Source organism: Fructobacillus sp. ESL1117 (assembly GCF_058508565.1).
Map to the genome: position 1 here is coordinate 252,172 of NZ_CP196385.1, position 13,147 is coordinate 265,318.

Below are 13,147 nucleotides of genomic sequence, written 5' to 3' on the forward strand. Positions count from 1 at the left end.
AAGGTTGCTGTTAACCCAGCCGTCTATCCGCGTTATGGATTAAAGCGTGTTAATACACGAAATTAAGGTGGTACCGTGCTCGAAAGCGCCCTTAACAACTTTGCCAATTTGGCAAGGCTGTTAGGGGCGTTTTTTTACTAATCGTTTTAACTATTTTTAATCATAATGGAGGCGACGCACTGGGCGTCGAATAGATGAAATGGGAAAAGCTAATTTTCAACGTCCTAAAGGGACCGCAGATTTATTTGAAGAAAATGTGCGCGAATGGCAGCGAATTGAGCAACAAGCGCGGAAGATTTTCGCCCGGTATGGTTACGGGGAAATCAGAACACCGATGTTTGAAGCCTTTGACGTTTACGCTCGTTCGGCCGGGGACACTTCAGATGTTGTGACCAAGGAAATGTATGACTTTAACGACAAAGGTGACCGACACATGGCCTTACGCCCTGAAGGAACGGCCGGTGTGGTTCGTGCTTATGTTGAAAATAAGCTTTTTGGACCAGAACACGAAAGCCCATACAAAATTTTTTACATGGGTCCAATGTTCCGTTATGAACGTCCACAAGCTGGTCGCTTCCGTCAATTCCACCAAATCGGAGTTGAGGCGTTTGGGTCAAAGGATCCGAGCTTAGATGCTGAAGTGATTACGATGGTGGTTAAGTTTTTGGTTTCGTTAGGGTTGAAGGAATTGAAGGTCGCCTTGAATACTTTGGGCGATCAGGGTTCTCGCCAGGCTTACCGGGAGGCATTAGTCGCTTATTTGCAACCCCACGTTGCTGAGCTATCAAAGGATTCACAGACTCGATTGGAAAAGAACCCCTTGCGAATTTTAGATTCTAAAGATGAAAATGATCAAAAGATTGTGGCGGCTGCGCCTACAATTTTTGATTACCTCTCAGAAGAATCACAAGCCCATTTTGCGGCGGTTAAGGGCTACTTGGATGATTTGGGCATTGATTATGAAATTGACCAAACCATGGTTCGCGGCCTGGATTATTATAATGACACGATTTTTGAGGTCATGACGACAGATCCAAACTTAAAGGGGGCTGCTACCATTGCTGGTGGTGGGCGCTACTCTGGTTTGGTTGAAGAATTTGGTGGGCCAGAAACACCAGGGATTGGTTTTGGATTAGGTGTCGAAAGATTGATCTCACTCTTGCAGGCTCAGGGACAGGCAGAGATGAAATCGGCTGCCCTTGATTTCTACCTTGTCCACATTGGCGAGGATACGCAAGCAAAGACCCTTGAATTAGCAACAGCCTTACGTGATTTGGGCTACTCTGCTGATTTGGACTTTACCAGCCGGTCAGTGAAGGCACAGTTTAAGACGGCCAACCGTCGCGATGCTCGCTTTGTGATTACCTTGGGTGAAGAAGAAGTGAAAACAAATCAGGTTCAGATTAAGGATATGGCTACCGGGCATGAAGCTGATTTGGACTTGGCGAAGGTTCAAGACGACTTGGCAGGGATTATGAAGGCATTGGGAGCAGAGGAGGAATAAAAATGAAACGAACGACTTATGCTGGTTTAGTTGATGAGCAATATATTGGCCAAACGGTGATGTTGGCCGGTTGGGTACAAAAGCGTCGTAACTTTGGTGACCTAGTCTTTATTGACTTGCGTGACCGTGAGGGGATTGTTCAGTTAACTTTTTCTGCTGCTAACCAGGCAGCCCTTGATGTCGCTCAAGGTGTCCGAAACGAATATGTTTTGGCTATTGAGGGTGAAGTTGTTGCCCGTGCGGAAGGTCAGGAAAATAAGAAGATTAAGTCTGGTGGCATTGAAGTTAAGGTAACCAAGGCCGAAATTTTGGCAGAAGCCAAGACGCCGGTCTTTGATATTGAGGATGGCGTGAACGCTGGAGAAGAGTTGAAACTCCAGTACCGCTACTTGGACTTACGCCGTCCAGAAATGCAAAAAAACTTGCGTGTTCGGTCAAAAATCATGGCTTCTGCCACCCATTTTATGGACCAAAACGACTTTATTAATATTGAAACGCCATATTTGGCTAAGTCAACGCCCGAAGGCGCTCGTGATTACTTGGTTCCTTCGCGGATTTATCCTGGTTCATTCTATGCCTTACCACAGTCACCTCAGCTATTTAAGCAACTTTTGATGGGGGCCGGCTTCGATCGCTATTTCCAAATTGCCCGTTGTTTCCGAGACGAAGACTTACGTGGCGATCGACAACCTGAATTTACGCAGTTGGATATGGAAACTTCCTTTATGTCAGCTGCCGAAATTCAAGAACTGGTTGGTCGTTGGGTTCAGCAGATCATGAAGGACGTGGTAAACTTCGACTTAAAGGTTGAGGACATTACGCGTTTGACATGGCAGGAATCAATGGACCGTTTTGGTACTGACAAGCCGGACTTACGAATTGCCTATGAAATAAAAGACTTGTCAGAAACGGTCAAGGATTCTGATTTTGGTGTCTTTGCGAATGCTGTCAAGGGCGGTGGCGTCGTCAAAGCCATTGCTGTTCCTGGTGGGGCAGATCACTATTCTCGTAAGGACCTCGATAAGTTGGGTCAGTATATTGAACGTTTCGGTGCAAAGGGCTTGGCCTGGATGAAGGTGACTGATGATGGCTTGAATGGCCCAATTGCTAAGTTCTTTGCAGATGAAGCTGGTGAAGCCATTGTGGGGGCTAGTGGTGCCAAATCAGGAGACCTTTTGCTCTTCGGTGCTGGTCGTGCTGATGTTGTGGCTGCGTCATTGGATTACTTGCGTCGCCAAACAGCAACTGATTTGGCCTTGGTTGACCAAGAAAATCCTTGGCGTTTTGCCTGGATTGTGGACTGGCCTTTGTTTGAATATTCAGAAGACTTTGACCGTTGGATTGCTGCTCACCATCCATTTACGATGCCAAACGAAGAAGACTTGCATTACTTAGATGAGGGCGAAGACCCACACAAAGCCCACGCCCAGTCCTATGACTTGGTCTTGAACGGTTACGAATTGGGTTCTGGCTCAATTCGTATTCACCGAACGGATATTCAAGAAAAGATGCTCAAGGCGCTTGGTTTTACCAAGGAATCAGCCAATCAAGCCTTTGGCTTCTTGCTTGAAGGAATGGAATACGGGTTCCCACCAATGGGGGGGATTGCTCTTGGTTTGGACCGCTTGGCAATGCTCTTGGCTGGCCAAGATAACATCCGTGAAGTAATTGCCTTCCCGAAGAACTCAAAGGCAACGGAGCCAATGACAAAAGCACCAACACCAGTTGCTGGTGCGCAATTGCTTGAACTCGGTTTGGAAGTACCGACTGCTGCTGAAAATAAGTAAAAACTTAACAAAACGGTATCAAACTTGATTTGATACCGTTTTTTACTGTTTTTTTAATTAAAATTATCTATTTTTTATAAAATTGCTCTTCAAATATTTTCTAATCTTGTTAAAATATATGTATCGAACGGCGGATTTGCGTCGTTAGGCTAAGGACCAGGCTTTTAAGTTGGTCAAAAGGGTTAGGGATTAAGGATTGGTCGGACCGTCCTTAGTTAACCTAGCAAAAAACAATGATACGGAAAATAGGAAAAAATCTCGATCACTACTACCTCCATCAAGTTGTTGGAGCATTCTTTTACGCAATTATGCTGTCGCTGGCGCTGAACTATTTTTGGCTGCCTGGACATGTCTATTCGTCTGGCTTTACCGGGTTAGCCCAATTAGTTGACACGTTAACCGGCGGAAAAATTAATGTTGCCTGGGCGATTGCCTTGGTGAACATGCCACTTTTGCTTTTGGCTTGGTTTACCTTGTCGAAACGCTTCGCCGTCTTTACGGCGATGGCTGTGTTACTCTCGGCAGCCTTTGTGCCATTGTTTGCGACAAAAACAGTGTTGACGCCTGATCCTTTGATTAATGCCATCTTTGGTGGTGGTATCAATGGAATGGCCGTTGGAACCGCCTTGCGGTGTGGTGTTGGTACCGGTGGGCTGGATATCATTGGAATGGAATTGAAACATCAATTCCGAATGAAGGTTGGTTCAGTTAACCTAGCCTTCAATGCCTTGATTATGGTTGGTGCTGGCTTGACCTATGGTTGGCAATACGCCCTTTATTCCATTATCGGTGTGGTTGTTTCGGCCCACTTTATCGATCTTTTCTATACTCACCAGCAACAAATTCAAGAAATGATTGTGACGAATAAGCCAGAAGAAATGACGGACACAATTCAAAACAAGATGCGTCGTGGGGTAACAATCATTGATTCAGCTCACGGCGGTTATACCGGCCGTGACCGATCAATTCTGCTAACAGTGGTAACGCAACATGAATTACCGGAATTGCGGTACGCCATCAAGGAAGTTGATCCAAATGCCTTTTACTCAGAGTCAAAGGTTGAGCATACGGGTGGTCGCTTCTACGAACCGGAACCTTAAAAGTTAAACAAAGCAAAAGCGTCTCGATTGTTCTCAATCGAGACGCTTTTTTTGGTCAATAAATCAGCCCCGGAAAAAGCCTAGATTTAAAATTAGCTCCAAAAAAACTGTGAAGTCAAAATCGTTTTCTGAAAGCAAATTTTTTACTTTACTTCATGACGCATCGTGACGTGAGGCGTCCCCTCAAAAGTAAAGGGTTGGCCGATCGGCGTAAAGCCAAATTTCTCATAAAAACCAACAACCTGTTCTTGTGATTCAATTTCAATGGCTTGCGTCGGCCAATTTTCCTGGCAAACAGCCAAAATTTGAGTCATTAACTGGTTACCAAGGCCAGTACCACGGGCCTCTGGACTCGTTACGACACGGCCAAAGGTAATGTCTTTGCCATTTTGAAAAACACGGGCATAGGCGAGGACGGGACTTTTTTCGTCTTCTTGGTAAAAAATATGAATGGCTTTTGTATCGTTATCGTCTAGTTCATGGTAGATGCGGTTTTGCTCGACAACGAAGGTATCGATACGCAGTTTGAGTATCTGATAGAATTCATTGGCAGTGAGGTTGTCTATTGTCTTTTTTTGCCACATTGGTTTCATCTTCTTTCTGTTTTCCTGTATAATAATGTTGCATATGCAACTGCTGCGTGTAAAAGGAGGCTTATCTGTGATTGAGTTAGAAGTGTTTCGTCAAATGGGATCGATTGCGCGACGGGCAACCAAAGAGATGAACCAGGCTGCTAGTCAGTATCAATTAGAAAATAATCTGTTTTTATATTTGATTCGCATTGTGGAACATGAAGGCCTGACTCAGTCTGATTTGGCAGAATTAATCCAGGTTGATAAAACGACGCTTAGTCGGTCCTTGAAAAAATTGGATAACCAGGGCTATATCGATAAGGTCACGGCTGTTCAAAATAAAAATTATAAGCAACTTTATCCAACGCAAAAGGCACGTGACCGTTACGAGGTCCTAGCCCAACTAGAGCGACAATATATCAAGAAGCGGCTGGCAACTTTGTCTGCATCTGAATTAACAAATTTGAACAAAATACTCAACAAAATTTTGCACAGTTAAGCTGTGCTTTATTTTAACAGATACAGTTGCAAATGCAACTGTAAGAATAAAAGGGAGATTTTTTTTGGAAAATAATCATATTCGAACGCGGTTAATGTTCTTTTTATTAGGCTTGGTACTGGTGGCCTTTGGCAACGCACTATCAATTATTTCAACTGCCGGCAATGGCTTGTGGACTGCAGCGGCATTAGGGTTGGCGCAGTGGAGCGGGGCGGGGATTTCGCTGATCTTGACGACAATTGGTTTAATCGTGATTGGCATTAACCTGCTTTTATCAGAACATTGGTCTTGGCTGACGGTTAGTGGTGAGCTGCTGTTTGTTTTGCTTTTTAGCCAGTTGATCTATTTTTTTGTTAAGATGTTGTCAAAAAATTTGATGGTACCAACAAATTTATGGTTACGCATTCTTTTGGCCATTGTGGGTATTATCGTTGTTTGCTTGGGAACTTCTTTTTATCAACGGGCAAATTTATGGATGTACCCGACTGATTCATTCACGACGTTACTGACAAGGCGTTTTTTTCATCATCATTTTGCCTGGACGCAGCTGGTGGCCTTTGTGCCACCAGTGATTTTGATTGGGGCAACGGCGTTTCATTTGCACACTGTTGTTGGTGTGCAAGCTGGAACACTCTTTTCTCTGGCTTGTAATGGACCACTAATTGCTTATTTTAACAAACGGGCTTTTCCTTTTTTGCGGTTAAATGCGCCATTATAAGCAGGTTTCCACGGTTATTTTGTGTTATAAATTAGACTGTTCAGAGACAGTAATCAGTCCCTTTTTTAATGTTGCTGAACGCTGTGTCACTCTTGATGAAAAGCGGTACAATGAAAGAAGGTATATAAGGAGATCAGGAAGATAAAATAGAAAGAAGAGAATCAATGGCAAACACGCAAAGTCGCTGGGACCCAAATACCCGAAGTCACCGGTTTTGGATTTTAGCAGTCTCACTTAGTATTACAACAGGTAGCGCGATTACGCCGGCTTTGCCGGCCTTACAAAAAGCCTTTCCCGCTTATCCTGCCACCTTAATTAATTTATTGGCGACCATTCCCCAGGTGCCAGCGCTTTTGGTGTTGGTGTTTTCTGGCCAGTTAGCTAACCGCTTTGGTATTAAAAAAGTGATTAGTACGGGTATCATGTTGATGGCAATTACTGGGATCTTGCCCAGCGTTTTAACAAATTTTTGGTTGATTTTTTTAACTCGGTTGCTGTTTGGAGTTGGGATTGGCCTGGTTAATTCGTTGGCCATTACACTGGTGGATTTTGTTTATGAAGGTGCTGACCAGGCTCAGATGCTGGGCAATCGGTCTGCCTTTGAACCGATTGGCCTCTCTTTGGTCAATTTGAGCGTGGGTGCTTTACTAGCCGTTTCCTGGCGGGCTTCTTTTTTGGCTTATGCCTTGCTATTCATTGTCGGTTGGGGCTTTATTCGAATGGTGCCTGAGTATCGATCACAGCCGCAGTCAGCTAAAGGTGATTCTGTCCAGTTTAGTCAGCCAAAACATTTGAAATACCTGCTGGTAATTACTGGTTCTGCTCTCTATTGTGGTTTATTAATGATTGGGGTCTCAATCGTTAATGTTTATACACCCTACTTTGTTTTGGCTCACCACCTAGGTGGCAGCATGACGGCTTCACTAATCATTACGGTTTATACACTGACGTCGATGGTGATGGGCTTTCTTTTTGGTCGTTTTTTTCACTTTTTGCGTCGTTATATTTTTTTGGTCGGACTTTTCTTTATGGCTGTGGGTGCTATCTTTTTTAATGCCGCCCATAGCTTACCAACATTAACCTTGTCTGTGATTGTGGTTGGATTGGCGTATCCAATGGCAGGGACATATCTATTTGATACCATTGCTAATCGAGTTCCATCAGAGATGATGGGCTTGGCCAATTCAATCTTACTGGTTGGTTGTAATGCCGGGACTGCTTTGGCGCCAGCCATCGTGTCTGCCTTGAATGGCATTGGGTCAAAATCAGCTCTAGATGGGGGTATTCGTCTGTATGGCGAGTCGATTTTTATTTTGCTGCTTGTAACTGCTTTGTTGATGTGGTGGCAACGAAAGAAGGGCTTAGGTGCTGGCAGCTAAGTCCTTGGGAAAAGGTGCTCGAAAATGCGGTTAAGTGTTGTCAAAGTCAGCTCTGTCGGCCACGGAAAACGGATTGTTCGAAAGACCTGTTAACGGTTATCTTTAAAAGTAACAACTGTTTTGGTAATCAGATTACAGCTAACACCTGGTGGCTGCTGGGGTCTTTTTTACCGCAGCGACAATCCTACTTTTTTATTATAAAAATTAGTTGACTTTCTTTCTTAGAATTGAGATAATATATAAGTCTTTAATGCATATCGTTTAACATACGAAATAAAATGCGAGGAAGGAGGGGGATCGACATGGCAAAGGTTATTGTACGTAAGAACGAATCTTTGGATGACGCATTGCGCCGCTTCAAGCGTGGTGTTTCAAAAGACGGTACTCTCCAAGAATACCGCAAGCGCGAATTCTATGTAAAGCCTTCAGTTGAACGTAAGTTGAAGTCTGAAGCTGCACGTAAGCGCAACAAGAAGAAGAAGAACCGTTAATTCGGCCAAAAAACGTCGCTTTGGTGGCGTTTTTTATTTGGTCTCGTGGTAGACTATTAGATAAGTAGTAATCTCACACTAAGGAGAAGATTGATGAGCTTATTAGAACAGGTTCAAGCGGATATGAAAGAAGCAATGAAGGCTAAGGACAAGCAAACCCTTGCCGTTGTTCGCCAAATTAAGTCAGCCGTGATGAACGAACAGATTAATTTGGGTCATGACTTGACAGAAGAAGAAGAATTGGCCGTCTTAGCACGTGAAGTGAAGCAAAGAAAAGACTCAATTGCCGAATTTAAGGCTGGTAACCGTGCTGACTTAGCTGAGGCTACCCAAGGTGAATTGGTTGTTTTGGCCAAATATTTGCCAGCACAATTGTCAGAAGACGAAATTAAGCAAATCGTTCAAGAAGCCATCCAAAAGACGGGGGCGACTGGTCCGGCCGATATGGGGAAGGTCATGGGAATTGTTTCAAGTCAAACTAAGGGGCGAGCAGACGGCAAGTTTGTTGCTGACCAGGTAAAGACTGCTTTGGCAAAGTAAAACTGGTTTTTAAAACTACTAATGTTAAGGACAAAGCAACACCGTGAATGATGAGTGATTAAAGTGACTAAGCGGGTTGCATACATAAAAGTTACTACTCTTAGCCAGTTTTTCTGGTTATTTGCATGAAAAGGATAAAGAATGGATACAACTTTAGGACAAGTCATTAAGGCATCAGTGACCGATGAAAACAGTCAATACTTTTTTGCTCAAGTCGATGGAGTAACCTATGAAATTGATAAGAGTGAGCTGGAAAAGCCTTTGAAGGTTGGCGGTTTTGTAACCGGCTTTGCCTACCAAAATGAAGGCCACCGTCTCCAGATTACCAAGACAATCCCTACTGTTCAAAAGGACCAGTACGCATGGGGAACAGTTGTTAATGCCCGCCATGATTTAGGGGTTTTCGTGAACATTGGTTTGCCCAACAAAGATTTGGTAGTCTCTTTAGATGATTTGCCAACAATTAAAGATCTTTGGCCTAAGACAGGTGACCGACTTTTATTGGCCATTAAGGAAGATAACAAGGGCCGGTTGTGGGGGAAATTAGCCCAACAAGATATTATTCAAGCGGTTTCTCGCCAAGCAAAACTTGGTGCTGGCATTAAAAAGGGCGACCAGGTGAAAGCCACGGTTTACCGCAACAAGTTGGTTGGTACTTTAGTATTGACTGATGATTACCAACTTGGTTTCATTCATCCCTCACAGCGGGAACAAGAACCACGCCTGGGTGAGGTTGTGACAGCCCGTGTCTTGGGTGTTAATGATCGAGGAATTGTCAACTTATCGTTGAAGCCGCTGGCCTATAAGTTGATGGATGAGGATGCTGCATTCTTGCTAATCCAGCTGCAACGCAAGGCCGACCACTTCTTGCCATTTAACGATAAGTCCGATCCAACGGCAATCAAAGCTCAATTTGGTTTTTCAAAATCACAGTTCAAACGAGCTTTGGGTCGCTTGTACAAGGAACGGCTGATTAGCCAGGTTGACGGCGGCATTCAGTTGACTGAGGCCGGCCAGAAGGATTAGCTAATGTTACCGGACGTGATGGAAGACTATTTGAATTACGTTCAAGTCGATCGTGGGCTTTCAAAAAACACGATTACCGCTTATCGTCAGGATTTAACCAATTTTTGTGTTTTTTTAAAGAAAAATCAGAAAACTTGGCGCCAGGTTGATCACCAAGTCGTCCTGGCGTTTTTAAATCAGTTGCGGTTGGAAAAGCGGGCGAATACCACGGTGGCGCGAATGGTTACTTCGCTGCGTAAATGCTTTGCTTACTTGAAAACTGAGGGCTTGATTGAGCATGACCCAATGTTAAATATTAAGCCCCCCAAGAAAGCAGAACACTTGCCAGCCGTTTTGTCGGTAGAAGAGGTTGATTTGTTGTTAGAGACACCGGATGTTTTAACCCCTTTGGGTTTGAGAACACGAGCATTGCTTGAAGTTTTGTATGCTACGGGTTTGCGTGTTTCGGAATTGATCAATCTCAAACTGGAAGACCTCCATTTGGACTTAGGGTTGATTCAAACTCTTGGGAAAGGTGATAAGGAACGGATTGTACCGATTGGCGAAGTTGCGGTTGACTGGATTAACCAGTATTTACAAAGTGCTCGTCCGGCCTTAGTTAAAGGCCAGCGGACAGTGACACTCTTTGTTAATGACCATGGTCGGCCCTTATCTCGACAGGGTGTTTGGCAGTTAATTAAAAAATTAGTGAATCGGGCTGGGATTAAAAAGGATGTTTCGCCGCATACGTTGCGCCATTCTTTTGCTACCCACATTCTGGAGAATGGCGCCGACCTACGAATTGTCCAAGAGCTGTTGGGGCACGCCGATATTTCTACCACGCAAATCTATACCCATATTTCAAAAAAGCGGTTGAGTCAGGTTTATGACCAATTTCATCCGCGTGCCTGAGCACTTAGAAAAGGAGTCAACCATGTTAATTTCAACAAGACCAGACGATGAAAAGACGGTCATGGGCCTCTTTTCTCTTTTGCCAGAATATAAGAACTTAGAACATATGAAGCTGGTTTTGAACCTATACCAGCAACCGAAGATGGAGCTCTTTTTTTGGCAGCCAGATCAGCAGGACTCAATCAACGGTTTGCTTGGTATTGAACGTTACAAGAACAATGTCTTAGTTGTTCGTCACCTAATTTTGACACCGGGGGCCCCAAAGAAAGCCACTCATGCGCAAATGTTAGCAGACTTACAGGAACTAAATCCTGACCATACTGTGATGGGCACCTTAAGTACACAAACTTATATTGATAAGTGGAGAAAGCATTATTCAAAACCCAAGTCTCACAATTAAGATTACTGACTTCGAGGGCCCGCTCGATTTGCTTTTGCATTTGATTAGAAAGCACGAGATGGACATTTTTCAATTGCCGATTGCTGAAGTGACGAAACAATATTTGAGTTTCATCCATGAGCAACAGGCGATGCAGTTGGATGTGGCGGCTGAGTACTTAGTGATGGCTGCCAAGTTAATTCATCTTAAGTCGATTGATTTGTTACCAAAACCACCGATTGAAGATGATGTGGAAGATAACTTTGAAGAACTTGATCCAAAAGAAGAGCTGATTGCTCGCCTGTTGGTTTACCAACGTTTTCAACAGGCAACCGGCTTCTTTGATCAACGGCAAGAAACTGACATGCATTCCTTTGTTCGTCCGGCAATTGAAGATCAACAGGCGAAAGTGGAGCAGCCGGTAACGCTTGCTCCCGGTCTGACAATGATTGATTTGCAGTTGGCTTTTGATAGCGTGATTGCTCGGCAACGCGACTTGGCCCCAAAGGTGCGCCAAGTGGAATCAGATTCGTATACGATTGGGGATGGGATTGTTTCCATTCGCCAAAAATTACAAGCCCTACCAACAGAAGAATCTTTGCCTTTTACAGCCCTTTTTGAAGATGTTTTTGCCCCTGACCGGTTAGTGATGACCTTTTTGGGATTGCTTGAAATCACTAAGGCTGGCGAAGTGACGCTTTGGCAGGCAGCCTTAACAGATGAAATTTTAATTAAAGCGGTGGACCATGGATCAGAAGATTAGTCAAATTGAAGCGTTATTTTTTGTTGCGGGTGAGGATGGCTTGTCAATTCCAGAATTGGCTAAGGTAACGGGCTTTGATAAGGGGGCGTTGCCTGCTTTACTTGATGAACTGGCAACGCATCTGATTCAAATTAATTCACCATTGATGCTAAGAACCTCTGATGGACGGTATGTGATGGTTACCCGACCTGAATTTGGTAAATTAGTTTCGGCCTATTTCGACTTGCCGGTTAGCACTAAGTTGACTCAGGCACAACTGGAAACTTTAGTAATTGTTGCTTACCAGCAGCCAATCACTCGTGTTGAAATCGATCAAATCCGGGGTGTCCGCTCGGCTGGAACAATTCAAAAGCTCTTGCTCCATCAGTTGATTGAATCAGTTGGCCGGAAAGAAGAAATTGGTCGACCGATTTTGTATGGCACGACTGCTGATTTTTTGGATTACTTTGGTTTGAAATCGTTGGCTGATTTGCCAGAATTACCAGATATTAATGATGTGACCCTTGATGAAGAAGGACAGGCTGAGGTAGCGCTCTTTGATCAAATTGATGATCAGGGGGATACTATTTTTGCAAGCCCAGATGATGCTGGGCATTTAGAGCTGATGACAGAAGGCGCAACGGCCACACAAGCACAACACGACACGACAACGGGTACACCGGCTGATGAACAGCCAGTTGCCGCAAAAAAGGAGGGCGATAATGCCTGAAGAAAGCCAACGACTACAAAAGGTGATTGCCCAGGCCGGAGTTGCCTCCCGACGGGCAGCCGAAACCATGATTTTAGAAGGCCGAGTTGAGGTCAATGGCCAAATTGTGAGCCAATTGGGGACCAAAGTATCTCGCCAAGACGAAGTTAAGGTCGATGGGGTACCAATTGATGGTCAGGAAAAGCATGTTTATTATTTGCTGAATAAGCCCCGTGGTGTTGTGACCACTAGTCATGACGATAAGGGTCGGCAAACGGTCTTAGATATTTTAGATGATGTGACGGCGCGGGTTTATCCGGTTGGCCGGTTGGATTATGATACCACTGGTGCGCTCTTGCTCACCAATGATGGCGATCTGGCCAACCAGTTGATGCATCCCAAAGGCCGCGTTGATAAGGTCTATACGGCCAAGGTTAAGGGACTGGCAACGATGGAACAATTGGCACCGTTAAAGCGGGGGATTGTTTTGAAGGGTAAGAAGACGGCCCCAGCGAAGCTTGCCATTGAAAAGGCCGATAAGGATAAGAAGGTTTCCTTTGTTACAATTACGATTCATGAAGGCCGCAATCACCAGGTCAAGGATATGTTGGCAGCTGTTGGTCTGCCAGTTGAAAAACTACGCCGTGATCGCTACGCTTTCTTGGACTTAGTTGGCCTGCAACCAGGTGAATTTCGGGACTTAAAGCATGATGAAGTCAAGCGTCTAAAAGCTGGCGATTATCGATTCTTGCGCCGTAAGTAATAAAAGTGTGTTAAAAAAGCAGTTGCGTCGCAACCTCTGAAAAAAAT

At 44.4% G+C, this 13,147-nt stretch carries 15 protein-coding genes; 14 read left to right on the plus strand and 1 reads right to left on the minus strand.

Annotated features, from left to right (window positions below; genetic code table 11):
* Positions 1 to 199 precede the first annotated feature (199 nt).
* From hisS to ACSYSH_RS01105, 3 genes are all read left to right on the plus strand, one after another.
* Positions 200 to 1,504, plus strand: coding sequence for a histidine--tRNA ligase (hisS, locus tag ACSYSH_RS01095; protein WP_491702585.1), 1,305 nt, complete (start codon positions 200 to 202; stop codon positions 1,502 to 1,504).
* Positions 1,505 to 1,506: 2 nt separating this feature from the next.
* The gene (gene aspS, locus ACSYSH_RS01100) at positions 1,507 to 3,291 is read left to right on the plus strand and encodes an aspartate--tRNA ligase (protein WP_491702584.1); all 1,785 of its coding nucleotides are present in this window, start codon (positions 1,507 to 1,509) and stop codon (positions 3,289 to 3,291) included.
* Between the two features lie 233 nt (positions 3,292 to 3,524).
* The gene (locus tag ACSYSH_RS01105; protein WP_489816462.1) at positions 3,525 to 4,391 is read left to right on the plus strand and encodes a YitT family protein; all 867 of its coding nucleotides are present in this window, start codon (positions 3,525 to 3,527) and stop codon (positions 4,389 to 4,391) included.
* 143 nt (positions 4,392 to 4,534) lie between these two features.
* Here the strand turns inward: ACSYSH_RS01105 and ACSYSH_RS01110 are convergent, their stop codons facing one another.
* Positions 4,535 to 4,975 carry a GNAT family N-acetyltransferase gene (locus ACSYSH_RS01110; RefSeq protein ID WP_491702583.1) on the minus strand — a complete coding sequence of 147 codons (441 nt, stop codon included), beginning with the start codon at positions 4,973 to 4,975 and terminating at the stop codon, positions 4,535 to 4,537.
* A 103-nt stretch (positions 4,976 to 5,078) separates the two neighbouring features.
* On the opposite strand from ACSYSH_RS01110, the gene ACSYSH_RS01115 reads away from it, so the two are divergent.
* The 11 genes from ACSYSH_RS01115 to ACSYSH_RS01165 all read left to right on the plus strand — a co-directional run bounded on the left by ACSYSH_RS01115 (position 5,079) and on the right by ACSYSH_RS01165 (position 13,100).
* Positions 5,079 to 5,462: a MarR family winged helix-turn-helix transcriptional regulator gene (locus tag ACSYSH_RS01115; RefSeq protein WP_489816543.1), complete on the plus strand. Its 384-nt coding sequence runs from the start codon at positions 5,079 to 5,081 to the stop codon at positions 5,460 to 5,462.
* 64 nt (positions 5,463 to 5,526) lie between these two features.
* Complete coding sequence (locus tag ACSYSH_RS01120; RefSeq protein WP_491702582.1) at positions 5,527 to 6,180, plus strand: YczE/YyaS/YitT family protein; 654 nt, start codon at positions 5,527 to 5,529, stop codon at positions 6,178 to 6,180.
* Between the two features lie 164 nt (positions 6,181 to 6,344).
* The gene (locus ACSYSH_RS01125) at positions 6,345 to 7,559 is read left to right on the plus strand and encodes an MFS transporter (protein ID WP_489816465.1); all 1,215 of its coding nucleotides are present in this window, start codon (positions 6,345 to 6,347) and stop codon (positions 7,557 to 7,559) included.
* Positions 7,560 to 7,861: 302 nt separating this feature from the next.
* Positions 7,862 to 8,050: a 30S ribosomal protein S21 gene (gene rpsU, locus ACSYSH_RS01130; protein WP_047974532.1), complete on the plus strand. Its 189-nt coding sequence runs from the start codon at positions 7,862 to 7,864 to the stop codon at positions 8,048 to 8,050.
* A gap of 93 nt (positions 8,051 to 8,143) precedes the next feature.
* Positions 8,144 to 8,590, plus strand: a complete 447-nt coding sequence (locus ACSYSH_RS01135; protein WP_489816466.1) for a GatB/YqeY domain-containing protein — start codon at positions 8,144 to 8,146, stop codon at positions 8,588 to 8,590.
* Between the two features lie 141 nt (positions 8,591 to 8,731).
* Positions 8,732 to 9,616 (plus strand): CvfB family protein, encoded by an 885-nt coding sequence (locus ACSYSH_RS01140; RefSeq protein ID WP_491702581.1) that lies wholly within the window; start codon positions 8,732 to 8,734, stop codon positions 9,614 to 9,616.
* A 3-nt stretch (positions 9,617 to 9,619) separates the two neighbouring features.
* Positions 9,620 to 10,507, plus strand: coding sequence for a site-specific tyrosine recombinase XerD (xerD, locus tag ACSYSH_RS01145; protein WP_489816468.1), 888 nt, complete (start codon positions 9,620 to 9,622; stop codon positions 10,505 to 10,507).
* A gap of 22 nt (positions 10,508 to 10,529) precedes the next feature.
* Positions 10,530 to 10,907, plus strand: a complete 378-nt coding sequence (locus tag ACSYSH_RS01150) for a riboflavin biosynthesis protein RibT (protein WP_491702580.1) — start codon at positions 10,530 to 10,532, stop codon at positions 10,905 to 10,907.
* Entirely contained in the window at positions 10,861 to 11,649 is a 789-nt protein-coding gene (locus ACSYSH_RS01155; RefSeq protein ID WP_338029135.1) for a segregation and condensation protein A, read from the plus strand. The genes ACSYSH_RS01150 and ACSYSH_RS01155 overlap by 47 nt, the downstream gene beginning before the upstream one ends.
* Positions 11,633 to 12,358, plus strand: a complete 726-nt coding sequence (scpB, locus tag ACSYSH_RS01160; protein WP_491702579.1) for an SMC-Scp complex subunit ScpB — start codon at positions 11,633 to 11,635, stop codon at positions 12,356 to 12,358. The genes ACSYSH_RS01155 and scpB overlap by 17 nt, the downstream gene beginning before the upstream one ends.
* Positions 12,351 to 13,100 carry a pseudouridine synthase gene (locus ACSYSH_RS01165; protein ID WP_491702578.1) on the plus strand — a complete coding sequence of 250 codons (750 nt, stop codon included), beginning with the start codon at positions 12,351 to 12,353 and terminating at the stop codon, positions 13,098 to 13,100. Before scpB ends, ACSYSH_RS01165 begins: the two co-directional genes overlap by 8 nt.
* Positions 13,101 to 13,147 lie beyond the last annotated feature (47 nt).